General features: G+C 58.9%; 24 protein-coding genes and 1 tRNA gene. 16 read left to right on the top strand and 9 right to left on the bottom strand.

Annotated elements, in window-relative coordinates:
- The first annotated feature begins 47 nt into the window (after positions 1 to 47).
- The 5 genes from ytfR (at position 48) to C5750_RS05510 (ending at position 4,563) form a co-directional block, all read left to right on the top strand.
- On the top strand, positions 48 to 1,565 hold the full coding sequence (ytfR, locus tag C5750_RS05490) for a galactofuranose ABC transporter, ATP-binding protein YtfR (protein ID WP_105732780.1): 1,518 nt from the start codon (positions 48 to 50) through the stop codon (positions 1,563 to 1,565).
- Complete coding sequence (locus C5750_RS05495) at positions 1,562 to 2,578, top strand: ABC transporter permease (protein ID WP_105732781.1); 1,017 nt, start codon at positions 1,562 to 1,564, stop codon at positions 2,576 to 2,578. Before ytfR ends, C5750_RS05495 begins: the two co-directional genes overlap by 4 nt.
- Positions 2,575 to 3,552 carry a galactofuranose ABC transporter, permease protein YjfF gene (gene yjfF / locus C5750_RS05500; protein ID WP_105732782.1) on the top strand — a complete coding sequence of 326 codons (978 nt, stop codon included), beginning with the start codon at positions 2,575 to 2,577 and terminating at the stop codon, positions 3,550 to 3,552. The genes C5750_RS05495 and yjfF overlap by 4 nt, the downstream gene beginning before the upstream one ends.
- A 1-nt stretch (position 3,553) precedes the next feature.
- Complete coding sequence (locus C5750_RS05505; protein WP_245420988.1) at positions 3,554 to 4,306, top strand: FadR/GntR family transcriptional regulator; 753 nt, start codon at positions 3,554 to 3,556, stop codon at positions 4,304 to 4,306.
- A gap of 167 nt (positions 4,307 to 4,473) precedes the next feature.
- Positions 4,474 to 4,563: transfer RNA gene (locus C5750_RS05510), tRNA-Ser, on the top strand.
- 15 nt (positions 4,564 to 4,578) lie between these two features.
- Here C5750_RS05510 and C5750_RS05515 read toward each other — a convergent pair.
- Positions 4,579 to 5,169, bottom strand: coding sequence for a response regulator transcription factor (locus C5750_RS05515; protein ID WP_105732783.1), 591 nt, complete (start codon positions 5,167 to 5,169; stop codon positions 4,579 to 4,581).
- 266 nt (positions 5,170 to 5,435) lie between these two features.
- Here C5750_RS05515 and C5750_RS05520 point away from each other — a divergent pair, with 266 nt between their 5' ends.
- On the top strand, positions 5,436 to 7,088 hold the full coding sequence (locus C5750_RS05520) for a sensor histidine kinase (RefSeq protein ID WP_105732784.1): 1,653 nt from the start codon (positions 5,436 to 5,438) through the stop codon (positions 7,086 to 7,088).
- Here C5750_RS05520 and C5750_RS05525 read toward each other — a convergent pair.
- The 5 genes from C5750_RS05525 to C5750_RS05545 are packed head-to-tail and all read right to left on the bottom strand — an operon-like array spanning position 7,030 to position 11,510.
- Positions 7,030 to 7,830 (bottom strand): endonuclease/exonuclease/phosphatase family protein, encoded by an 801-nt coding sequence (locus tag C5750_RS05525; protein ID WP_105732785.1) that lies wholly within the window; start codon positions 7,828 to 7,830, stop codon positions 7,030 to 7,032. The genes C5750_RS05520 and C5750_RS05525 overlap by 59 nt on opposite strands.
- Complete coding sequence (locus tag C5750_RS05530) at positions 7,827 to 9,065, bottom strand: MFS transporter (RefSeq protein ID WP_105732786.1); 1,239 nt, start codon at positions 9,063 to 9,065, stop codon at positions 7,827 to 7,829. The genes C5750_RS05525 and C5750_RS05530 overlap by 4 nt, the downstream gene beginning before the upstream one ends.
- A 59-nt stretch (positions 9,066 to 9,124) precedes the next feature.
- A complete protein-coding gene (locus tag C5750_RS05535; protein ID WP_105732787.1) occupies positions 9,125 to 9,754 on the bottom strand; it encodes a Vgb family protein in 630 nt (209 codons plus the stop codon).
- Positions 9,755 to 9,807: 53 nt separating this feature from the next.
- Positions 9,808 to 11,028: a helix-turn-helix domain-containing protein gene (locus tag C5750_RS05540; RefSeq protein WP_105732788.1), complete on the bottom strand. Its 1,221-nt coding sequence runs from the start codon at positions 11,026 to 11,028 to the stop codon at positions 9,808 to 9,810.
- Positions 11,016 to 11,510 (bottom strand): winged helix-turn-helix transcriptional regulator, encoded by a 495-nt coding sequence (locus C5750_RS05545; protein ID WP_199537965.1) that lies wholly within the window; start codon positions 11,508 to 11,510, stop codon positions 11,016 to 11,018. Before C5750_RS05545 ends, C5750_RS05540 begins: the two co-directional genes overlap by 13 nt.
- A gap of 68 nt (positions 11,511 to 11,578) precedes the next feature.
- On the opposite strand from C5750_RS05545, the gene C5750_RS05550 reads away from it, so the two are divergent.
- Positions 11,579 to 12,424, top strand: a complete 846-nt coding sequence (locus C5750_RS05550) for a dienelactone hydrolase family protein (protein ID WP_105732790.1) — start codon at positions 11,579 to 11,581, stop codon at positions 12,422 to 12,424.
- A 516-nt stretch (positions 12,425 to 12,940) separates the two neighbouring features.
- On the opposite strand, the gene C5750_RS05560 is transcribed toward C5750_RS05550, so the two are convergent.
- The 3 genes from C5750_RS05560 to C5750_RS05570 all read right to left on the bottom strand — a co-directional run bounded on the left by C5750_RS05560 (position 12,941) and on the right by C5750_RS05570 (position 14,900).
- A complete protein-coding gene (locus C5750_RS05560; protein ID WP_105732792.1) occupies positions 12,941 to 13,231 on the bottom strand; it encodes a hypothetical protein in 291 nt (96 codons plus the stop codon).
- Between the two features lie 204 nt (positions 13,232 to 13,435).
- A complete protein-coding gene (locus tag C5750_RS05565) occupies positions 13,436 to 13,984 on the bottom strand; it encodes a hypothetical protein (RefSeq protein WP_105732793.1) in 549 nt (182 codons plus the stop codon).
- 10 nt (positions 13,985 to 13,994) lie between these two features.
- Positions 13,995 to 14,900, bottom strand: coding sequence for a response regulator (locus C5750_RS05570; RefSeq protein WP_105732794.1), 906 nt, complete (start codon positions 14,898 to 14,900; stop codon positions 13,995 to 13,997).
- 422 nt (positions 14,901 to 15,322) lie between these two features.
- Between C5750_RS05570 and C5750_RS26905 the strand changes: the two genes are divergently transcribed.
- From C5750_RS26905 to C5750_RS05610, 9 genes are all read left to right on the top strand, one after another.
- Positions 15,323 to 15,457: a hypothetical protein gene (locus C5750_RS26905; protein ID WP_280952398.1), complete on the top strand. Its 135-nt coding sequence runs from the start codon at positions 15,323 to 15,325 to the stop codon at positions 15,455 to 15,457.
- A 275-nt stretch (positions 15,458 to 15,732) separates the two neighbouring features.
- Positions 15,733 to 17,001, top strand: a complete 1,269-nt coding sequence (locus tag C5750_RS26910; protein ID WP_105732795.1) for a septal ring lytic transglycosylase RlpA family protein — start codon at positions 15,733 to 15,735, stop codon at positions 16,999 to 17,001.
- Positions 16,970 to 18,199, top strand: a complete 1,230-nt coding sequence (locus C5750_RS05580) for a D-alanyl-D-alanine carboxypeptidase family protein (protein ID WP_245420989.1) — start codon at positions 16,970 to 16,972, stop codon at positions 18,197 to 18,199. The genes C5750_RS26910 and C5750_RS05580 overlap by 32 nt, the downstream gene beginning before the upstream one ends.
- Positions 18,200 to 18,290: 91 nt before the next feature.
- Complete coding sequence (tmk, locus tag C5750_RS05585) at positions 18,291 to 18,965, top strand: dTMP kinase (RefSeq protein WP_245420990.1); 675 nt, start codon at positions 18,291 to 18,293, stop codon at positions 18,963 to 18,965.
- The gene (locus C5750_RS05590) at positions 18,962 to 20,020 is read left to right on the top strand and encodes a DNA polymerase III subunit delta' (protein ID WP_105732797.1); all 1,059 of its coding nucleotides are present in this window, start codon (positions 18,962 to 18,964) and stop codon (positions 20,018 to 20,020) included. The genes tmk and C5750_RS05590 overlap by 4 nt, the downstream gene beginning before the upstream one ends.
- Before the next feature lie 148 nt (positions 20,021 to 20,168).
- On the top strand, positions 20,169 to 21,719 hold the full coding sequence (gene metG, locus C5750_RS05595) for a methionine--tRNA ligase (RefSeq protein ID WP_105732798.1): 1,551 nt from the start codon (positions 20,169 to 20,171) through the stop codon (positions 21,717 to 21,719).
- Between the two features lie 21 nt (positions 21,720 to 21,740).
- Positions 21,741 to 22,529 (top strand): TatD family hydrolase, encoded by a 789-nt coding sequence (locus C5750_RS05600; RefSeq protein WP_105732799.1) that lies wholly within the window; start codon positions 21,741 to 21,743, stop codon positions 22,527 to 22,529.
- Entirely contained in the window at positions 22,522 to 23,331 is an 810-nt protein-coding gene (locus C5750_RS05605; protein ID WP_105732800.1) for an MBL fold metallo-hydrolase, read from the top strand. The genes C5750_RS05600 and C5750_RS05605 overlap by 8 nt, the downstream gene beginning before the upstream one ends.
- Positions 23,328 to 23,798, top strand: a complete 471-nt coding sequence (locus tag C5750_RS05610; RefSeq protein WP_105732801.1) for a YbaK/EbsC family protein — start codon at positions 23,328 to 23,330, stop codon at positions 23,796 to 23,798. Before C5750_RS05605 ends, C5750_RS05610 begins: the two co-directional genes overlap by 4 nt.
- Positions 23,799 to 24,013 lie beyond the last annotated feature (215 nt).

The following is a 24,013-nucleotide window of genomic DNA, read 5'->3' on the forward strand; positions in this document are numbered from 1 at the left end:
GGGCGGCTGGCCACTGATCGGCAATTCGCGCATGGAAAGAGGGCGTGATGACGGACAAACCCGGTCTTCTGGTGGTAGAGGGCATCTCCAAATCATTTGTTGGTTTCAAAGCGTTGGACGGCGTGGATTTCACGGTCCGGCCGGGAGAGATTCATGCGCTTCTCGGCGAAAATGGCGCGGGAAAATCAACCCTCATCAAGGTCCTGACCGGTGTCCATCAGCCGGACGCCGGCGTGATCAAAATCGATGGGCAGCCGGTGGTCATGCGCGATACGCAGCATGCCCAGTATCTCGGAATCGGCACGGTTTACCAGGAAGTGAATCTGCTGCCCAACATGTCCGTTGCCGACAATCTTTTCATTGGCCGCCAGCCGATGCGGTTCGGCTTTGTCAACCGCAAACGGATGGAACAGCAGGCGCGGGACTTGCTGGCGCAATATGACCTGCATCTGGATGTTTCGTCCGATTTGTCGCGTTACTCCGTCGCTGTCCAGCAGATCGTGGCAATTGCGCGTGCTGTCGATATGTCGGGGCGGGTTCTCGTCCTTGACGAACCGACCGCCAGTCTGGACCGGCATGAAACCGAGGTGCTGTTCGCCATCCTTCGCCAGTTGCGCGCCCGCGGTTTTGGCATTGTATTCATCACGCATTTTCTCGATCAGGTCTATGAAATCTGCGACCGGGTTACGGTCCTGCGCAATGGAAAGCTGGCCGGTAGCGCATTGATCGCGGAACTCCCCAAGATCGAGCTGGTTACGCTGATGCTCGGGCGAACTCTTGCGGTCGCAACGCACAAGCCGCGCCATGACCGGCCCATTCCCGCCGAAAGGCAATTTTCCTTCAAGGGACTTGGCCGCAGCCGCAGCATCGCGCCGTTCGATCTCGATATCGGGCAAGGCGAAGTGATCGGGATGGCCGGGCTTTTGGGATCTGGCCGGACGGAGACCGCCAAAATCCTGTTCGGGATCGACGCCGCAGATGCGGGGCATATTCGCATCGACGGCAATCCCGTGCTCATCCGAACACCGCGGGACGCGGTCGCCTGTGGTTTCGGGTTGTGCCCGGAAGATCGCAAGTCTGACGGCATCATAGGCGATCTCTCCGTGCGCGAGAATATTTGCCTGGCGCTGCAGGCTCAGAAGGGCTGGTTCAACCGGTTGTCAAGCCGCGAACAGACGGGCCTGGCCGACACATTCGTCAAGGCGCTCGATATACGCACCACGGACATTGAAAAGCCGGTCAAGTTTCTATCGGGTGGCAACCAGCAGAAAGTCATTCTGGCCCGCTGGCTCGCCACCAATCCCCGGTTTCTCATTCTCGACGAGCCGACACGCGGTATCGATGTGGGTGCGCATGCGGAGATTATCGCGCTGATCAACCGGCTTTGCGATGATGGAATGGCGCTGCTCGTCATCTCCTCGGAAATTGAGGAAATCGTTGCCTACAGCACCCGCGTCATTGTCCTGCGGGATCGCGCGCATCGCGGCGAAATTTCCGGCGACGATATCACGACTTCAAACATCATGCAGATGATTGCTGCTGAATCGGAAGGGGCCCCTGCATGATCCGTCTGAATACCGCAGCCTTGACGAAAGCCATGCCGCAGCTGCTTTCGCTGATGCTCATATTGTTTCTCAATTATCTGGCCTTTCCCGGATTTTTCGAAATACGCCTTCAGGATGGCCGGCTGTTCGGCAGCCTGATCGATGTTTTCAATCGCGGGGCCCCGGTGATCATCCTTGCAATCGGCATGACCGCCGTCATTGCCAGCCGCGGTGTCGATCTTTCGGTTGGCGCCGTCATGGCCGTCGCGGGCGCGCTGGCCGCCACAATGACGGTCGCCGGTTATCCCCTGCCTGTTGTCATTCTTGCTGCTCTCGGCGCGGGTCTGGCGTGCGGCCTGTGGAACGGCATTCTGGTTGCCTATTTCGACCTGCAGCCCATCGTGGCGACCCTGATCCTCATGGTAGCCGGCCGCGGCATTGCGCAGTTGATCACCGAGGGTTCGATTGTCACCTTTACCGAGCCCGGTCTGATCTTCTTTGGGACGGGCTCGTTTGCTGGCGTTCCCATGCCCATTTTGATTGCGGCCTCGCTTCTCGCCGTCGCGATTGCTGTGGTCAGGCGCACGGCACTCGGTCTGCTGATTGAATCAATCGGCATCAATCGAAGTGCGAGCAGCTATGCCGGGCTGAACAGCAAACTGCTGCTGCTTGTCATCTACGGGTTTTGCGGTCTCTGCGCGTCACTGGCCGGGATCATCATCGCTGCGGATATTCGCGGCGCCGATGCCAATAATGCGGGCCTCTGGCTGGAACTGGATGCAATTCTGGCGGTTGTTGTCGGCGGGACATCGCTGTTTGGCGGCCGCTTTTCCATTCTCATGTCAGCACTCGGCGCCGTCATCATTCAGGCGATGAACACGGGAATATTGCTGTCCGGCTTTCCGCCTGAATACAACCTTATCCTGAAAGCTCTGGTCATCATCGTCATCCTGCTGGCACAGTCATTTTCATCTCTGGGCGGATGGGCGTTTCTCAAGGGAGAGTTCCGTTCGAAGGGGACAAAGAGACAATGAACGCACGCCTTTTGCCCCTGTGTGCCACACTGCTCATCTGCCTCATCGCCTATGCTGCCTGTGTTTTCCAGTTTCCCGCGATGTTCTCAACCCGTGTTGCCGGCAATCTGCTGACGGACAATGCCTTTCTGGGAATTGCCGCCGTGGGCATGACGTTCGTCATTCTTTCGGGCGGCATTGACCTCTCCGTCGGATCGGTGATTGCCTTTACAGGCGTGCTTTTGGCCGTCCTCATCACGCATTATGGCGTTCATCCGCTGATTGCCTTTGCAATCGCGCTTTTGATCACCACGGTTTTCGGAGCGAGCATGGGTGTGATCATCCACTATCTCGAAGTGCCGTCCTTCATCGTCACGCTGGCAGGCATGTTTCTGGCAAGAGGCATGTGCTTTGTGATGACAACGGATTCAATCCCGATTGATCACCCGTTCTATACGGCCTTGCAGGGCCTGTTCTACCGGCTGCCGGGTGGGGGGAGGCTGACCTTCATCGGTTGCCTCATGGTGCTGGTCTTTTTACTTGGCATTATCGTGGCGCATTTCAGCAAGTTCGGCTCCTACATCTATGCGGTGGGTGGAAACCGCACATCGGCCGAGCTGATGGGCGTACCGGTTGCCAGGACCACAATCGGCATCTATGCGATGTCGGGCTTCCTGTCGGGGCTCGCGGGAATTGTCTTTTCGCTCTACACCTCGGCGGGTTATTCGCTCGCCGCTGTCGGCGTCGAGCTTGATACCATCGCTGCGGTGGTGATTGGCGGGACCTTGCTGACCGGGGGCGTCGGCTATATCGCCGGTACGTTCATCGGCGTGATCATCCAGGGGATTATCCAGACCTACATCGTCTTTGATGGAACCTTGTCCAGCTGGTGGACAAAAATCGTTGTCGGTGTCCTTCTCTTCTCGTTCATTGCCTTGCAACGCATATTGGTGTTCCTGTCACTGAAGAGAGCAACGGCGACCAGTGGGGGGTGATGTGCCACGCAACGACCTTTCAAATTACGATTTCCGGACGGCCGGCCATTCGCACACGCATCACGGCCACGTCATGCGCGCGCTCGGCCTGCGCATCATCAGCGGCGACTACGCCGAGAACAGCATTCTGCCGGGGGATGCCGAGCTGTTCGAGCGCTTCGGCGTATCGCGGACGGTGCTGCGCGAAGCACTGAAGACGCTGGCGGCCAAGGGGCTGATTCAGCCGCGGGCCAAGATTGGCACACGGGTGCTCGAGCGCTCGCATTGGAACCTGTTCGACCCGGATATTCTGGTCTGGCATTTCGAGGCCGGGCCCACGCCGGAATTCCTGTCGAGCCTTCTGGAAATGCGGCTGGCGCTCGAACCCGAGGCGGCGGGCCTCGCCGCACGGCGCAGAACGGGGGCTCAGCTCGATACGCTCTATAAATGGGTCGACAGGATGGGGGAGGCCGGCCAAGCCGCATCCAGTTTCGTCGACAGTGATCTGCAATTTCATATTGCCATTGCCGATGCGTCCCACAATCCCTTCATGCGCTCGATCAGCGCGCTCATCGAGGTGGCTCTGGTGACCACATTCACGATCAGCTCGCCGATTCCGAACCCTGAGCGCCACAGCTATTCGGTGGCGCGCCACAGGGCAATCGCCGATGCGATCAGGGACCGCAATGTGAGCGCTGCCAAAAAGGCCATGCGCGGCGTCATCGAGGATGGTGCAGAACGCGTTCTTGCTGCGACAAATGGTGAGGCGCATTAGCGGGATTGTTTTTCTGGCTGGAATGCAGACAGATGCTGCAGAACAGGTTGACGCTGCAATTCGACAGGCTATAAAGGCCTGCGAATGACATTCGGTAGCAAAGTGGTTGCAAACTGCCTTTTTCCGAAATGATCCTGAACCAGATCATCAAGTGTATTCAATAGGTTGGAGGGGTGGCCGAGCGGTTTAAGGCACCGGTCTTGAAAACCGGCGTAGGTGAGAGCCTACCGTGGGTTCGAATCCCACCCCCTCCGCCATAACTCCCATTGCCATCATCCGCCCATTGTCATGCGAACGAGTTCAACAACGGACGTTGTGCCGAGTTTTGTCGAAATGTTCACGCGGTGGGCGTCGACAGTGCGGGGGGATATGCCGAGGGCATTGGCAATAGCCTTCGTGTCGAAGCCGCGGCAGATCATGTTCAAAATCTCGCTTTCGCGTGGCGTCAGCGTTGCCAGCAATGCCTCGTCCTGCTGCCGCTCGAGCGCGGTGTCGAGCAGCCGTTCCATGGCATGGATGGTTGCAAACAAGGTGTCGGCATCAACGGGCTTGGAGAGAAAATCCGTGACGCCAACCTGAAAGGCCGCGCGGCAGGCCGCGACATCGCCGTGTCCGGTCAAAATGACCAGCGGCCAGCGGATTCCCTGCGCAAGCAGCCGTTGATGCAGCTCCAGCCCATTCACCTGCGGCATTGCCAGATCCACCAGCAGGTATCCCGGCTTGTTCCGGTCGACTTGCGCGAGGAACGTGCCGGCATCGACGAAGGTCCGGACGGTCATGTCCCGGGCGCGGAACAACAGCGACAGACCTTCCCTGACCGCATCGTCGTCATCGATGAGATAGATGGGGTATTGCGATGTCATGCCGTCGATCCTGCCCCGGACAATTGATTTTGCAATAGCGCACCGCGGTTGTTTGCGCGAATCATATTCGCGCGAGCACTCAAGCCATGATACGCCCGTTGAAACGTTTCATCACAGGTCATTCCGTTGCACGGGGAAAAAATGGCGGGGATAGAAGGCGGCAAATCAATCTGGCGCGTTGCCGCTATCAACGTGCTATGAATTCATTGAGGTGAGGCTGCCGGTTCAAGGCATCCGATTGGGACAACGGCAATTCCGGTGCGGCGATGGTGAAACCATATTCGATCAGGGCCTTTCTCGTTCAATGGATTGCGATTGAGCTTGTGGTTGTCGCAATCGTTGCCGCCATATGCGTGATCCAGATTCGCGACGATTTTGCACATAAACGTTTGGTAATGACGGGCCAGCTTTCGACACTAGGGGCGGAGATGCGGGCGAGCCTGACGCTGTTGCAACAGGTGTTGCAATTGCCTGACGGTGATAGCCATCCATCATTCCGGCAGATTGCCTTGGGCATCATGAAAACCAATCCCTATTGCAACAGTATCCATCTTTACGAGGTCAAGCCTGGTCAATCGGAGATGAGCGAAACGATCAGCGTGCCTTCCACGAGCGCAACGCCGGAAGAGACGGATTTGCAGACCATGGTAAGTGCCGTTGCGCGCCAACCCGAAGGGGAAATTGTCAACTATGCGCCGCCTCAGTTTGCCGATCATGTCGTGTTTGCAATGAAGTTCATGAACCGGCAGACACCGGCGGTCATCATCGCCGTCTACGATGCCGGCAAGGCGATTCAATCGATCCATGTGCCCGGAAACATGGAATACCAACTTCGCTTGGGGAGTAGGGTGATTTATACGGCGAACCCGCAACCGCGCGGGTTTTTGCGGACAATCCTGCCATGGTTTTCGGTTGATCTGACCAGAACACCCGAGCATCCCGATGATGATGTTCAGTTTCACAGCCATTTCGAAAATCAAGTCACACTTGGCGAGCTGCTGGATTGGCGGTTGATTGTCCCGCTGTCGCTGCTTGGTCTCGCGGCATTGTACGTCTTTCATCTGCTGGTGAACCAGCGCAGGGCATTGGCGCAAGCGCGAGAGGCCGAGCAGTCCGCCCGCCGCCAGATGGATTCGCTCCGGCATGAAACCCGATTGTCCCAGGCCTTGCGGGTCAATGCTGTCGGTGAATTGGCCTCGGGCATTGCCCATGAACTCACACAGCCCCTCACGGCCTTGCTCAGCCAGAGCCAGGCGGGACTCATTCTCCTGGACCAGGAGAAGACCGGGACCAAGGACAGTGGCCTCCGGCAGGCGCTTTCCGCCAATGTGCGCGAGGCCCGGCGTGCCGGCAACATCCTGCACCGGATGCGCGATTACATCGTCGGGAATGATGTTCAACCGGTGCTGCAGGACCTCAACCCGATCGTCGTGAACATGGTCGAGCTGATGCGGGCGAAACTGAAGGAACAGAATATCGAGATATCGATGGATTTTGCCGCCCCGTCGCCGAAATCGGTGGTGGGTGCCATTGAGCTTGAACAGGTCATTCACAATCTTCTGCGCAACGCTATCGATGCCCTGTCCGAATGCAGCCATGACCGCAAGAGGATCGCCATCAGGACATTCGGTCAGGACAGGGTCAACATCATCGAAATTGCCGATAACGGCCCGGGACTATCCGGCGACGTCCTCAAAAACCTGTTCCATCCATTCTTCACGACCAAGGAGAACGGCATGGGTCTTGGCCTTTCCCTCTGCACGCGGCTGCTGGAGCGCTCGGGCGGCACGCTCCATGCCCGCAATGACGATGGAGCGGTGTTCTGGATCACGCTGCCTCGGGGGCGGGCGGCATCGCCGCTCATATCTCAAGGATCAGCGGACAGTGATCCGATACCTCCGGCGTTGTCACCACGGTAAATTCCCGAACCCCGACGTTCCGGTTCACCAGCATGTAGTCGGCGAACCGCCCCGGCTTGCGATAGTGCGAAGTGCGGGTTCCGCCGAACCCTCCGGCCGTGACCAGGTCCGTCAGCCCGATTTCGGCGAGTACCGCGAAGGTCTCGCTTCCCGGTTCGACATTGAAATCACCGCACACAATCAGCGGATCGTCCGGCGCGGCAATGCGTCGTGCCAGTTCCTGCAGTCTGCGCGCCTGTGCCAGCCGTTCGGGCGTATCCATCTTTCCATTAACATCGCGCAGCCCGTGCATGTGGACAATGGCGACCATGCGGTTGCGCGCATAGTCGTAAACCCGGATTGCGTGCGCGGGCCGCGATCTCGGATGGTCGCCATAGCCATGCGGTGAAAACGCCTTGTGCACGAAATCCTGGGCCTGCGCCGTCACCGGCAGTGAGTTCCGCACAAATGTCGCCAGTCCCCATTGCGAGGGCACCGGCTCATCGTTGTTCCACAATACGCCCTGGGCTGCCGGACAGAACATGGCGGTATGGTGGGGGAGCGCGGCTGCGACATCGCGGAAAAAATTGGCGCGCTGGGGCAGGAGATGATCGCCGTCGCGATAAAGCAGCCAATCATCCGCGGCTTCCGGGCTATGGATCACTTCCTGCAGGCACAGGACATCGGGCTGATCGGTTTGGAGATAGGCTATCAACGGTTCGTGCAGCTTGCCGCCCCAGCCGTTGAGGCTCATGATTCTCATGCCGCCGAATCTCCATGGAACGCGGGTGACGCCGGAACAGGCCGGGCTTGCGGAAATGGCCTGAAGGTCAGGGCGATGAGGAATGCGCCGATGCCGATGGCCCAGGCTCCGATGTAAAGCCATTCGTAGCTGGCGAATGTATCGTAGATCAATCCTCCGGCCAATGGACCCGTGGCCATGCCCAGGCCGCCAGCCATTGCCGTTCCGCCGATGATGGTGCCCATCATGCGCATGGGAAAATTCTCGCGGGCCAGCACCGCGTAGAGCGGCATGACCCCGGCATAGATGAAACCGAACAATGCGGCCACGGCATAAAACCCGGCAAGCTCCTGCACGAAGACATAGGCCAGTGCCCCGAATGCCTGGATCAGGAGCCCGCCAACCAGTACGCGCTTGGCGCCGAGGCGGTCACCCAGAATGCCAAAGACGATGCGTCCGCCAAGTCCCGCCAGTCCTTCCACGCTGTAGATCGAAACCGCCGCAATCAGCGGAATTCCGCAGCTGACCGCATAACTTACCGTATGGAAAATCGGGCCGGAGTGGGTGGCGCAGCAGAAGAAGTTGGTCAGAAGCAGGATGATGAACTGCGGGGACCGGATGGCTTGCGCGAGGGACATGGACGACTGCGGTTCCGCGCTTTGCAGCGCCTGGGCGCTTCCCGCTTCCGCGGCTGGCGGGCGGCGGACGAAAAGGGCGGCGGGGATCATCACAGCGGCGGCAACGCCGGCAATGATCAGCATGGATGTGCGCCAGTCATGGATCGAGACAAGCCATGCCGCCAAAGGGGACATGGTCATTGGCGCCATTCCCATCCCCGCCGAAACCAGCGATACGGCAAGGCTGCGCTGCGTGTCGAACCAGCCGGTGACGCAGGCCATCATCGGCGCGAAGATTGCGGCGGTGGCAGCGCCGACGACGAGGCCGAAGATCAGTTGAAACTCGACCAGCGACGTCGCACGGCTGGCCAGCGCCAGGCTTGCGGTCAAAAGCACCGAGCCGGTCAGCACCACGGGCCGGGCGCCAAACCTGTCGGACAGGTTTCCCCACAGCATGCTTGCCGATGCCATGGAGATGAACCCGATCGTCATGGCGCCGGACACGCCGGTGACCGACCAGCCCGTATCCCGGGCAATGGGCTGAAGAAAGACCGGGAGGGAAAACATCGCGCCGATGGCCATGCAGCCCAAGAGGCCGCCTGCCGCGACGATGACCCAGCGATAGGAAGCATTGGTCATTGCACTTCTCCTTATCAGCTGTTGCACAGATTTTTCGGGCTGTTCTTTGCCTCGCAGTATTATTTGGGCCGGGCGACAACGCGCAGCTTGCCGCTTTTGCCGCCGCCACAGAAAAACTGATCGCCGCCATCGGATTCGAGCCCCGATACCCCGGTGCCCGATGGCATGTCGAGGATCGTCAGGACGTCGCCGGTTTCAGGGTTCAGGCGCCTGACGTCACTGTGATCTTTTTCCCAGGTGCCGTGCCAGAGTTCCCCGTCAACCCAGGTTACGCCGGTGACCATGCGATTGGACTCGATGGTGCGAAGAATGGCACCTGTCTGCGGATCGATCTGATGGATTTTCCGGCCCTGGTGCTGTCCGACCCAGAGCGTTCCTTCCGCCCAGGCAAGTCCTGAATCGCCGCCGCCGCCGGGCGCCGGGATCGTGGAGAGCACGCGGCCCGTCTCCGGGTCGACTTTCTGGATGCTGTCTTCGGCGATCTGAAAGAGATAGCGGCCATCGAAAGCGGTTCCCGCATGGGCGGCAATGTCAATGGAGCGCAGCACGGCACCGCTTTCCGGATCGAGCGCATTCAGCTTTTCGCCCGAAGCGAACCAGACGTTCCGTCCATCGAAGGTAACACCAGCCACCTCGTCAGCGCCGGGAAATGGGCCATACTCGCGGAGAATTTTGGCAGATTGTTTCATGATGTCATCCTTGTCACTGAGAGCAAGTTTTGTTTCTTGGCGTCATTCTGACCCTAATCCATTGGCAGGAGATCGGGGAGTAACAAGACTGTCGGGAATCCCGGCACAGGCGGACTGATCCAGCGGCGGGCGCGCCCGCGGCCGAATGATTGCACCTTTCCTGCCGCCGCAAGTGCCTGCAGCGCCCGCTGGACGGTGCGGGAACTTGCCCCCAGTGCAATTGCCAGCGCGGAGCTTGACCATGACTCACCATCGGCGAGAAAGGCGAGAACCGCCCCATTCTGCTCTTCCACCGGCGGGGCGAGCACGACGATCTCGCTGGCGTCGAGGGGCGTGAGACAAAACCCCTGTGCCGTTGCAGAGACATCCGCCAGCAGCCGCAATTCCTCGCGCAGCCGTCCAACTTCCACTCTCAGGCGGGCGCGGTGCGACTCGTCCGCATGTTTTGCCCCGAATGCACGGGCGAGGAGCACAGCTCTCGGCACGTCGCCGGGCGAGGCTTCGCCCAGGGTGCGGGCCAGCGCAAACAATACCGGGCGCGTGGCGAGGGATATTACCCGATCTCTGACCCGCACGACATGCCGGCATGCGTCGACAACAAGCGCTCCGGATGCAAGCAGGGTTTCAACCTCCTCAAGCCGGAGGGGATATTCCTCGCCCCGCCTGATCAGACGCGCGGCGGGTTCCTGCAGAACGCGGGAGGCATGCTCAACTTCGGCGATAAGGGCGGGGATCTTCGCTTCAAGCGCGGCGTCCCTGGCCCGCTTGAGCGCGTTGCGCGCTGCCGACGTGTCGAGGCGCCGAATGGCAATTCCGCCAGCCACCAGGGCGAGGGCAGCTCTTGAGGCTGCCGGCAGCGGCGCAGGATCAAGCGTGGCAAGGGCGCGCTCGGCAGCGTCGACATGACCGACCAGCAGCAGCCGCCGAATATGCACGGTTCGCGCGTGGGCGGCATTGACGTGATCGCCATGGGCCTCAAGGGTTTCGCGCGCCGTGTCGAGCGCCTTCACGCGCCAGCCCAGGTCGCGTGAGACGAGCGCAATCTCAGCCTCGGCGACGATGCAGCGCGCGCGGGCGACTTCCTCCCTTGCGCCGAACGCTCGCGCGGCATTCTGCAACAGCGTTCTGGCACGCGGGAATTCACCAAGCTGCGCCATGGCGATGCCACGCAGGGCGAGGGCAGGTGCATCATCGCGCAGCGCCACCCGCTTCAACGCGCCGAGGATATCACCCGTCGCGAGGGCACGGGCTGCAGCGGTGATCAACGAGTCCATCGGCCGGACCCTTCGCGTTTGGCAAGACGGGCCTTCCCCGGTTCAACGGATTTGCCGGCATTGTTGACAAAGGCCACGCGAAGTTCCTCACCCGTCGATACGTCAATGATACCGACGGGAGCCGGTTCTTCCAGTATATGGGCTTCGCCCCATTGCGTCAGTGCCGATAAGGTAAGGGCGAGGGCCCGCCCGGATGCCGTCAGCGCATAGGCGTGACGCTCACGCTCGCCGGGTTCCTGATAGGCCCGCCGCGTCATGATCCCGGCCGCAACCAGCCTGGCAAGCCGGTCCGACAGCATCGATCGCGGTGCGTCAAGGTCCGCCCGCATGTCGTCATAGCGCTGCACACCGTAAAACGCTTCGCGCAGAATAAGCAGCGTCCAGCGATCGCCAAGGATTTCAGCGGCAAGCGCCATGGGACACTGGTCTTTCGGGACCAGGGCCCGGCGGCGGATAGAAGCGTCCGACTCTGAGTTTGACATACGGTATCAGATAGTCCAGATTTTGCTGAGTTCAAAATCTGGTATTAGCCTAAGCGAAGGGATTTGTCATGGCAGGCAGCGATGTGAGCGTCTCCGACCCGTTGGAGGATTTCGACCGGCGCGATGTCACGATCGACGATGTGACGAAAACGGTACTGGTCTCCGGTCATGGACCGGCCGTCATCGTGATGACCGAAATGCCGGGGATCAGCCCGCAGGTCGCGCGCTTTGCCCGTTGGGTCCGCGAAGCGGGATTCACAGTCTTCATGCCGTCGCTGTTTGGGCGTGACGGGGTGGTCGCAACGGCCGGAGAAGGCGCAGCGGTCTTTCAGCGTGCCTGTGTCAGCGCCGAATTCAGGGCGTTTGCAGGGAAAGGTGCAAGCCCGGTGACGCGGTGGCTCCGTGCGCTCGCCAAGCTTGCCCATGCGGAATGCGGCGGTCCCGGTGTCGGCGCCATCGGGATGTGTTTTACCGGAAATTTTGCCCTGTCGATGATGCTGGAGGCATCGGTGCTGGCGCCGGTCCTGTCGCAGCCGACGCTGCCGCTCGATGATCCCGCGGCAATTGAAAGCCCGCCGGACGAACTGGCCGCCGTGCGCGACAGGCTGGAGCGGGAGGACCTGACGGTTCTGGCATACCGTTTCCAGGGCGATCAGTTCTGCCAGGCCCGGCGCTTTGCCGCCTATGCGGAGGCGCTTGGAGACCGGTTCATCGGCCATGTTCTTCCCGATAGCGCTGCCAACACCGAGGTTCCGCCGTTTTTCGCACAATATGTGACAACGCCGCACAGCGTCGTCACGGCGCATCTGATCGACGAACAGGGTCAGCCGACCTTGCAGGCGAGGGATGAAATCCTGCGCTTCTTTGCCCGCCGTCTGAAAATGGAGGCGGGCGAGGCTCGGTTGGGGCATTGACGGGGGAAGAATATCACCGAGCCTCCCATTGCCTCATGGAGAGTAGCAATACTGCATCATGAGCACCGGAGTTGGGCTTTTTCAAGAAGCGCCCGGATAGACCAGATCAGGTGCCGGTCCCAATACTCCACTTTTGCTTGCGCAAAACGGATATCGACAAAATTGCTTGCACAAACGCAATGCAAAGCATGCATTTGTTCAGATGATATTAATCTGGAAATAGCATCTTTGTGCCGGCGTTAAGCTGGGAATGACGTCGTTTACGGGCAGGGGGCTCTGTGGATCAGGATGGCGAGAACACGAAAATAGACTACCAACCCTATGTGATGTCGGTTTGGCCGGTTCTATTCGCATTCGTGGCAATATCAATGATGGTGCTGTTTCTCGGGAGAATGGGTGCCGATTTCAGGCATGCGGGTAATCACAATCCCGACGCTCCGGCGCTGGCCGGTGACCAATAGCGGACAGCCCGATCCGGCTGCGGCCTGATGTCCTTTAAATCAACCGAGCGGCCGCTTAACTGCGTTTTCCGGCCTTTCCCGCCAGTATTTTCAAGAACCGGTGAATCGTGCGCCGGTTCGGCTTCTCGCTCAGCCTGCTGAAGCGCCGGTGCAGAAATTCGTCAATCTCGCGAATGGAGACATTGGCAAGATCGGCACCATAACGCGCCTTCAATGCTTCCTCGATCATATCCAGGTCCCTCGTGGTCGGATTGTAACCAGAGGTACTTATGGCAAGAGGCAGCGATTGGTGAATGAGGTATTTTGCAAGCTTATTGAGTTCTGGATCACGGTCCAATTCACCCATTTTATCTCCCCCTGTGCTCTTCGGCACTGTGGCGATAGAATACGCTTTGACTGAACGGCAAGCAACAACGCAGAAACAAAATATTCTACAAATAAATGTGCTGAATTTTACTTCATTTGACGGGTATTACTAACGGGTAGCTCCGGGAAAACATAGTGAACTCGGAGAGATCGCAGTTAGTCCAGAGGAATGCGTTTTTGAACATCATTGTTCAAATTGCAATCCGGTGAGAAACCAGACCCATCGCGAACGATCTTCCGGGTCAGGGGCCTGGGGCATGTTGTCGACGGGCCAGACAATGGAGAATGGCCCGAAATCGCCGGGCTCGAGAGGGCGGAAATCGCCTTCCCGGCATTTTCCTGCCTTGGCCTCGATGTCGTTGCAGGCAATCTGCGAGGCTACGATCGGATTGTAACGTTTGATTTCATCCATCGCGATTCTGGCGGAATAATTGTCGGGCGCTATTCCTTTGATGACCTGCGCATTGGCCAATCCGTTCTTTGCCAGAATTTCGATCAGCGAAAACCCCCTATAGGTACGCTGTACATCGTTGCTCCAGGGCGTCCTGGTCTTGATCACCCGGTAGGCAAATGATTTTGCCAGATCATCCTCGTTATAGGAGGCAATGGGTTTTCCGCGCTGGCGTTCGATCTGGAGAACGTGCGGTTCGACCATGGCCGCGGAGGCGGCAGAGGCCGCACAGATCAGAACAAGACCTAAAAGACAGATGCGCCAACCGCTGTATATTTCCACGGCCTTTTCCTCAATCGCTTACAGGATCGTTGTTGTTGGCAGTGATCTTGCGCCCGTGCGCCAGGACTTTGCTGCGCGCGCGCTTGTATTTCTGCTCGGCCATCTCGGCACTTTTCATCTTGAAGTGCTTTGCCATGAGCACAAACAGTTCATTGCGCTTCATGCCCTTCGGGCGGTCTTCCACCCATTGGAGGCATTCTTCTTCCGATAGGGACAGGAACGGATAGTAGTAGCCGGGAAAAGCGTCGCTGATCGTCTCGCTGCCCCGGTGCAAGACGAATTCGGAACGGGTCATGAGTTCAAGAATACTGGCGAGCGTGGGCGCATTGAGCCGGTTTTTACCCAGATATCCCTTCGCGCCGAGGTTCCGGCATGTTTCCGCCTCATCGGTCGAATACCGGCCGGTGATAACCAGATGAACCGCGGCAGGGGTGGAATTGATGATGGACTCGACGATTTTGAGACGCACATCACGGGATTCCATTTCAGTGCCATAGTCGGGAAGTCCGGGATCGATGATGATCAGGTCGAACTCGTCGGCCTCTATGGCCATCTGGGCGGCGTGGAAGGTCTCGGCGATCGCCACCTGCTGGCCGGATGTCCTGAAGTGCCGCCTGAGCGAATCGGCGTAAAAATGATCATCTTCGATGATCAGAACTTTGGAAATTTTGACGTTCGCTTGGTCCATGCGTGGCGTTTTAACAGGCCCGTTCCAGGAAAAATAGGTATCATCGCGGCACCTAATCGCGACAGACCGTTCACCCGTCACAACAGACATGCAAAGGCGCAAGATGGCCTGGTTTTTCCTAAAGCAACGTTGCCATTGAAACGATCCACCAATAGTGAAACTCGTTTTGTTTGCTGTCGTTCCACGTGCACCACCGGTCGTTTTCCTGTTCAAACTCGCTGTGATCATAACGCTCGATCAGCGACCGAATTGTAAGCTTGCAATCTTCAATTGTTTCGAATCGCAGGGGCAGGGGCTCGTCCCATAAAACATCACCAAGCGTGTTTCGCACGCCGTGCTTGATTATATACATACTTGAAGACCCCCGAAATTCTTTCAGCTATACTTAGTTGTATTGAATCGGAATACAACCATGGCGTGAAAAGAAAGCGCGGATTTGTTGCAGGAGCGCTGTTTGGTGCGCGGTGCCCAATTCAGCGCGCCGCAGCTTGCTTGCTGTGGCGGGCCGCCGGTGTGGCCAAATGGCTTTGATTTGGAACCTTCACCGGTAATCCGAGTTGAAGAACGCTGGCGAAATCCCGTTGGCAGGGCCCGGCCTGGACGATGTGTGCAGCATCTGACAAGCCGGGCCACAGGAGGATGCAAGGAGAATGATCGAAGATTTTGATGAGGATGACGAAGAGGTCTGGCCAAGCCACAGCTCAAATGCCTGGTATATCGCCATATTCATCGGAGGCGTGGCGGCCGCCGCGCTCCTGACTTATATTTTCGGCGGCTGGCTCTGACAATAGCGGCCTGAAAGCGCCTCAGGCCTCTGTTCCCTTGCGAATGAGACGCCCGTTAACCAAAGTTAGCCGTGACACGCAATGTTGCCCTGTCTTGTTAAGGTGCTGTCAACCTATCGGTGCGAGTTATAATTCTGGTGCAATACTCCATGATGGGTCCTGGGGCTGCACCGGGTTGTTGTTCAGTATCGTTGCGTAAAAGTGTGGGGACGGCATTCAGCCGGTAGTTTGCATTGTCAAAAGCCAAAGCTTTTCGAATTGCGGGAGTTGTTGCGATGGGCGCCCTGATGGCAGCCTGCGCGTCACCAAAGGCAAAAGTTGGCAAACGAGGCCACGGCAAGGAATATTTCGCTGAATCGGAATATGGCGTCAAAGCCAGCCCGCGTGTCGTCACGGATTTCCGCAACATGCCGCGCGGCGGCGGACGCAACCAGCTCGGCAGGCCCTATCAGGTCCGCGGCAAGTGGTATTATCCCAAGGAAGAGCTGGGCTACAAGCGTCAGGGGCGCGCATCCTGGTATGGCTCGGCCTTTCATGGCCGCCTGACCGCCAATGGCGAAGTGTATGACATGAACCACCTGTCGGCGGCGCACCCGACCATGCCATTGCCAAGCTATGCGCGCGTGACCAATCTTGCCAATGGCAGTTCCGTGATCGTGCGCGTCAACGACCGCGGGCCCTATCACAGCAACCGCGTGATCGATCTGTCGCAAAAGGCGGCGACCATGCTCGACTACCAGCACACGGGAACCGCCGATGTGAAGGTTGAATATGTGGGCCGCGCGCCGCTGGAAGGGCGCGACGACAACTTTTTGCTCGCATCATATCGTGGCCCCGGCATGCGTGACCGGCTGATGCAGCCGGATTCAGGCACGATGATTGCCATGAATGGGCCGACACCCACCCAGCGCAATGCTGTTTCCATTCCCGGCATGCAGCCGCCGAAGGCGCAGGGCGTTCAGGTGGCCAGCCTGAATGTGGCGCCGGTATCATTCAATGACCAGGCCGCCGGTCTTGGCGCACCCGCGCAGCCGCAGATGGATGCGGCCATGGGCGCGATGCCGTTTGGCTATGACATACAGCCGGTTCTGCCGCTCGTTGGTCCCTATATCGACGACAAGCCGGCAATCCTGCTCGGATCGCTCAAGGGCAACACCAGGCGCGCGTCTCCATTCGTCAGTTCCTACGCCAGCGAGCGTGTTGCAAGTGCCAATGCGACGGCGGTGGCGATGAACAGCCTGATATCGCCGAAGACCATTTCCGACGCGTGGAAGAATGAAAACAGGCAGCGTGACGCTGCAGCGGCACCGGCGGGTGAATATGTCGATGTCGGCCTTTTCGCCGACAGGTCCGAAGCGGGGCGCGTGATGAGCGCCCTGGCGCCATTGGGCAAGGTCGATCTGTCCGAAGTCAACAGCCCTGATGGCCCGCGCATCGCTTTGATCGCACGCACCAGCGCGGGAAAAAATACCGATGCCTTGCTGCAGGCTGCCTGGAAAGCGGGAGCAGGTGATGCGTTTGTCGTGCGCGATGACGGAAACTGATTTCTCGTATCAGAGAACGTTGCCGCTCAAGCCATTCCGTAAGCTCGCCGTCAGTCTTGCCGTTCTGCTGCTTGCCGCTTTGCCGGTCCACGCGCAGGAAGCCTTGTTCGATACCAAGGCCAAGCAGGCCCTGATGCTTGAAGACCAGACCGGTACCATTCTCTATGCCAAAGCGCCTGACACGCTGATCGAACCGGCAGCGCTCGCCAAACTGATGACCATGGAACTGGTCTTTCATGCGCTCAAGACCGGCCAGATCAAGATCGACACCCAGTATACCGTCAGCGAAAATGCCTGGCGCACGGGCGGGGCGCCGTCCGGCGGCTCCACCATGTTTGCCAAGCTCAAATCGTCGATCAGCGTCGGCGACCTTATCCAGGGCGTTATCGTGCAGTCTGCCAATGACGGCTGCATCATCCTGGCTGAAGGCATTGCCGGCTCTGAGCAAAAATTTGCCGGGATGATGAACGCGCGGGCGAAGGAAATCGGTCTGAAGAATTCGACATTCCGCAATTCGACCGGATTGCCCGATCCTGAACAAAAGGTATCGCTGACAGACCTTGTCACGCTGGCCCGCTACATCAAGCACGAATATCCGGAATATTACCGCACCTATGCGCAGGAGAGCTTTACCTGGAACAATATTTTCCAGCGCAACCGCAATCCCTTGCTGAAGCTGGATATCGGCGCTGATGGCATGGGTACCGGCTATACCGAACAATCCGGCTATGGTCTCGTTGGTTCAGCCGAACATAATGGGCGCCGTTACATCGCCGCCCTGAGCGGTCTGGCGACGGACAAGGAGCGGGCAGAAGAAGCCAAGAAAATCTTTGAATGGGCCTATAGCGCCTTCGAGGAAGTCAATATCTTTGCCGAGGGCGAGACCATCGCTGAGGCCAGCGTGTTCGGCGGTGTCAAATCCAGCGTGCCGCTCAAGGCCCACGAAAAGATCAGCCTTCTTGTCCCGGCCGCCAACAAGGACCGCCTCAAGGCGCATGTCGAGTACAAGGGCCCGCTGCTGGCCCCGGTCAAGGCGGATGAGCAGGTCGGCGTGCTGCGGATCTGGATCGGCGATGCGCTGGCGCAGGAAACGCCGGTTTACACGGGCGAAGCCGTTGAATCCGGCGATCTGCAAAAGCGCACGCTCGATGCGGTGCTGGAACTGACGACGGGCTGGACGCGGCGCCTGAAGCTTTAGGATTTCCCGGCTCGACCTTTTCAGTCCCGCCCGTTAGAACCACCTTCAGAGATGATCAAGGACGACTCTTTATCGAAAGACGGCTGACGGCGTGCAACAGGGACTGTTCATTACCTTTGAAGGCGGCGAGGGTGCCGGCAAATCCACCCAGATCACCCGTCTGGCGGCGCATATGCGTGCGGCTGGCGATGATGTGGTGGTCACGCGCGAGCCGGGTGGCTCGCCCGGTGCCGAGGCCGTGCGGCATGTCATCCTGAGCGGCGCCGCGGAATCTTTCGGTCCCGCTATGGAAGCGATGCTGTTTGCCGCTGCGCGCAATGATCACGTCGAGCAGGTCATGCGTCCGGCTCTCAACACCGGCAGCATGGTGCTGTGCGACCGCTATATCGACTCCAGCCGTGTGTATCAGGGTGTCACCGGCGATCTCGACACCGGTCTGATGCGCGCCATTGAGCGGGCGGCCGTCAACGGACTGATGCCGGATCTGACCATCATTCTCGATCTGCCGGCGGAAATCGGCCTGCAGCGGGCGAACGCGCGCCGCGGAACAGGCACTGCGGATCGCTTCGAAAAAGAGACCATCGAGACGCACCGCAAGCGCCGGGATGCTTATCTTGCCATCGCCAAGGCTGAACCGGGGCGGTGCAAGGTGGTTCCGGCGGACCGGACGGTTGACGATATCGCGGCGGATATTGCCCGCCTCGTCGATCGCCTGAAGGCGCGGCGTGCGATCAAGGAAAAGGCCAAAGCGGGGGCGGCACAATGAGCGATACGCTTCCAGACGTGCCAGCCACGCACGATACCATTGACGGCATTCCCGCTCCGTCGGCCAATCCCGCGCTGTTCGGTCACCCGTCCGTTCGCTCATTTCTGGCCCAGGCCTATCAATCCGGCCACATGCATCATGCGCTTCTGCTCGAAGGGCCGCAGGGGGTGGGCAAGACCACGCTGGCCTTTCACCTCGCCGGACACATGCTCAAGCATCCGGTCCAGCGCGATGCGCCGCTGGAACTGTCCGTGCCCGATTTTTCCGTGGCGCCTTACCGGCAGATTGCCACCGGGACACATCTGGCCGTGCTGCACATCAGCCGCCCGCTCGATGCAAAGACCGGAAAATTCAAGACCGGGATCACGGTTGACGAGATTCGCCGTGTCACGCATTTTCTCAACCGGACGGCGCATGACGGTGCGTGGCGCATCGTCATTGTCGATCCAGCAGATGACATGAACCGCAATGCTGCCAATGCGTTACTGAAGACTCTTGAAGAACCGCCGCAGCGGACATTGTTTATTCTGATCTCGCATTCTTCGGGACGTTTGCTGCCAACAATCCGCTCGCGCTGCCAGTCCATCCGTTTTGAGGGGCTGGAGCGCGGCGACCTGTTGTCGGCACTGGCAACCATTGGCCTTGGCGCGGACCAGGTACCGGACACCGAAGCCCTGGTAACCCATGCGGACGGCAGTGTGCGCAAGGCGGCACTGCTTGTGGCGTTCGGCGGCCTTGAGATATCGCAGACCATCGACGCTATTCTGACAAAGCCTGTATTCGACGTCCCCAAGGCACAGGCGCTTGGAACCGCCTTGTCCGGACGCGATTCGGAAATTCAGTTTGACCTCTTCCTTGAGGACATTTTTTCGCGGATCGCGACGAAGGCGAGGGAGGCTGCGGAGAAGGGTGCCGTGGCCGAAGCCAATCACTGGTCGACGCTGTGGCAGGACATGCAGGGCGAAGCCCGCGAAGCCGATGCTTTCAACCTTGACCGCAAACAGTCCGTTCTTATCTTTCTTGACAGGATGCACCGCGCCCTGCGTGCATCTTGATCCGCCGCCCGGTCGCATCCCATGAATGCGGAATAGTATTTCAATTGAATTCATGCGCTTACGACCGGTATAGCAATCAGGCTGGACATGGGTTATGTCAGCCTGACGCCTTCCCAAGATGCCAATTCCGAAGCAAATCAGGTTACGTATGAGCCGCGAAACATTTTACATCACCACAGCCATTTCCTATCCGAACGGCAGTCCGCACATCGGTCATGCGTATGAGCTGATCGCAACGGATGCGATTGCCCGTTTCAACCGCCATGACGGCAAGGATGTATTCTTCCTCAGCGGTACGGACGAGCATGGCATCAAGATGCTGCAGACGGCCCGCAGGGAAGGCATCACGCCGCGCGAGCTTGCCGACAGAAATGCCAAGCTTTTCCGTGACATGGGGCATCTTTTGAATGCATCCTATGATGACTTCATCCGCACCACCGAGGAGCGGCACTACGCGTCGTCGCAGGCGATCTGGCAGAAAATGGTCGAAGCCGGGGATATCTACAAGGATTCCTATGCCGGCTGGTACTCCGTGCGCGATGAAGCCTATTACCAGGAAGACGAGACGGAAGTGCGTGCCGATGGCGTGCGCTATGGCCCGCAGGGCTCTCCCGTCGAATGGCTGGAAGAGGAAAGCTATTTCTTCCGCCTGTCGGCCTATCAGGATCGTCTGCTCAAGCTTTATGCCGACAATCCCGGTTTTATCGGGCCGGATGAGCGCCGCAACGAGGTTGTCTCTTTCGTCAAATCCGGACTGAAGGACCTGTCGGTATCGCGCACGACCTTCGACTGGGGCATTCCGGTTCCCGGCGACGAGAAGCACGTCATGTATGTCTGGGTCGATGCGCTGACCAATTACATCACGGCGGCAGGCTATCCCGATGAGAAGGCCGAGCGCTGGCGCTATTGGCCTGCCGACGTGCACATCATCGGCAAGGACATCATCCGCTTCCACGCCGTCTATTGGCCTGCTTTCCTCTTGTCGGCGGGGCTCGAACTGCCAAAGCGCGTCTTCGGCCACGGCTTCGTGTTCAACCGCGGCGAGAAAATGTCGAAATCGGTCGGCAATGTCATCGATCCGTTCTCTCTCGTCGAACATTACGGCCTGGATCAGGTGCGTTACTTCCTGCTGCGCGAAGTGCCTTTCGGGCAGGACGGCAATTACAGCCACGAGGCCATCGTCAACCGCACCAATGCCGACCTTGCCAATGATCTCGGCAATCTGGCGCAGCGCTCGCTGTCGATGATCAACAAGAACTGCGAGGCCAGGGTTCCACAGCCCGGCGCATTCACCGATGCCGACAAGGCCATCCTCGATCAGGCGGTCGCAGCGCTGGAGACAGCCCGCAAGGCCGTCGGCACGCAGGCCATGCATCTGGCGCTTGGCGCGATCTTTGCCGTGGTGGCCGAAGCCAACCGCTATTTTGCCTCGCAGGAGCCGTGGGCGCTGAAGAAGACCGATCCCGCGCGGATGGAAACCGTACTTTACGTGACGGCGGAAGTGATCCGGCGTGTCGGCATTCTCTGCCTGCCGTTCATACCGGGATCGGCGGCCAAACTGCTGGATATCCTGGCTGTGCCCGCGGACAAGCGCAACTTCACCGACCTTCTCGGCGGCAGCGAACTGGTGCCCGGTGCCGATTTGCCCGCGCCGCAGCCAATCTTCCCGCGCTACGTCGATGCAGACAAAGGCGCCTGATCAGGAACCCGGATCTCTTTCATGCTTGTGGATAGCCATTGCCATCTGGATTTTCCGGATTTTGCCGAAGAACGTGACGCCATTGTCCAGCGCGCGCTGGATCTTGGTGTCGTGCGGCTGGTCACCATCTGTACGCGCGTTCGCAAGTTTGACGGCATTATCGGCATTGCCGAACGCTATGACAGCGTCTTTGCTTCGGTCGGGACGCACCCGAACAATGCGCATGAGGAACTCGACGTCACCGCCGCTGACCTGATCAGGCTGGCCGAACATCCGAAGGTGGTGGCAATCGGCGAAGCCGGGCTCGACTATCACTATGACTACGCGCCACCGGAAGCACAGCAGCAGGGATTTCGCACCCATATCGCGGCGGCACGCGCGACCGGCCTGCCGCTGGTCATTCACGCCCGCAGCGCCGATGAGGATATGATTTCGATCCTGCGCGAGGAATCAGGGAAGGGGGCCTTCCCCTTCATCCTGCATTGCTTTTCCTCCGGTGCCGAACTGGCGCGGGTTGGCGTCGAGCTTGGCGGTTACATCTCGTTTTCCGGGATTCTGACGTTCAAGAATTCGCCGGAAATCCGCGACATCGCCAGAAACGTACCGCGCGACAGGCTGCTGGTTGAAACAGATGCGCCTTATCTTGCGCCGATGCCGCATCGCGGCAAACGCAACGAACCGAGCTTCGTCACGCATACGGCCGCCGTGCTGGCGGACACCATCGGCGTCAGCGTCGAGGAAATCGGTGCGTTGACTACCGACAATGTATTCCGCCTGTTCACCAAGATGCCAAGGCCCGCTCATGCCTGATCGCCTGCGCTTCACCATTCTGGGCTGCGGCTCGTCTCCGGGCGTGCCGCGCATCAATGGTGACTGGGGCAATTGCGATCCGGACAATCCGAAAAACCGCCGCCGCCGGGCATCCATGCTGGTGGAACGCATCGCCGCGCATGGCGGCGTGACCACCGTCGTTATCGATACGGGCCCGGATTTCCGCTCGCAGATGATCGATTTCGGCTCGGGACGGCTTGATGCCGTCGTCTATACCCATGCGCATGCGGACCATATTCACGGTCTCGATGACCTCAGGACCTTTGTCATCGACCGGCGCGATCTGGTTGATATCTATGCCGATCAGGCGACCCAACGCAGGCTCGTCGAAGGGTTCGGTTACTGTTTCAAGACGCCGGAAGGGTCGAGCTATCCACCGATCCTGCGGCCGCATGAGATCGTGCATCATGAGGCTTTTGAGGTTGACGGCGCGGGCGGTCCCATCCGCTTTCTGCCGCTGCCGCAGGTGCATGGCGATATCCTGTCGCTGGGCTTCCGCATTGGCGATGTGGCCTATTGTTCCGATGTCAGCGCCTTTCCGGAAGCAACCTCAGCCGCGCTGCATGGTCTTGATATACTTGTCATCGATGCCCTGCAGTACCGGCCGCATCCAAGCCATTTTTCACTTGATGAATCAATGGAGTGGATCGAAAAGCTGAAGCCGCGCCGGGCCATTCTGACCCATATGCATGTACCATTGGATTATGGAACTGTCCTGCGCGATACGCCAGACCATGTCGAACCGGCCTTTGATGGCCTGTCCTTTGAGGTTGAAGCATGAGCAAGAGCGTTGAACGTGTCCGCCAGGCAGCCCATGCCGCCGGGCTTGAGATCGAAATCCGCCAGATGGCCGATTCCACCCACACGGCGGAAGATGCGGCCATCCAATGCGGTGTCACCGTCGCGCAGATCGTCAAGTCGCTGATTTTTCAGGGCACCGATACACAGCAGCTCTATCTCTTTCTGGTTTCCGGACCGCGCCAGCTTGATCTTGCCAAGGCTGCGCGGCTGACCGGAGAAACGCTGCACCGGGCCGATCCAAAGCACATCCGCAAGGAGACCGGTTTTGCCATTGGCGGTGTATCGCCATTGGGGCATCTGATTGATATCAAGGCTTACGCGGATGAAACACTGATGCAGTTCGACGTCGTCTGGGCTGCAGCAGGCGGCACCAACTTTGTTTTCCCGGCGGAACCGCATGCCTTGGCAAAGGCTGCAAAGGCTGAAATAGCCGATATTACGGGCTGACCCAGCCATTCCGGCATATCATTTAGTTCCATAATCTATCTTATGCGATCTTTCTGTGTGGCTGGGATAGGTTCTATTCTGAAGTGCGACAGCTCCTTTCTCCATATAAGCTTACGGGCCTCTCCTTCATTGCTCGCCAAATGAATCCTGCATCGCTAAGCTCATCTTCGAGTCGCACACGTGCCCCGAACTTGTAGATGCAAGAAAGGATGACC

The organism is Phyllobacterium myrsinacearum (assembly GCF_002980555.1).
Taxonomy (GTDB): domain Bacteria; phylum Pseudomonadota; class Alphaproteobacteria; order Rhizobiales; family Rhizobiaceae; genus Phyllobacterium; species Phyllobacterium myrsinacearum.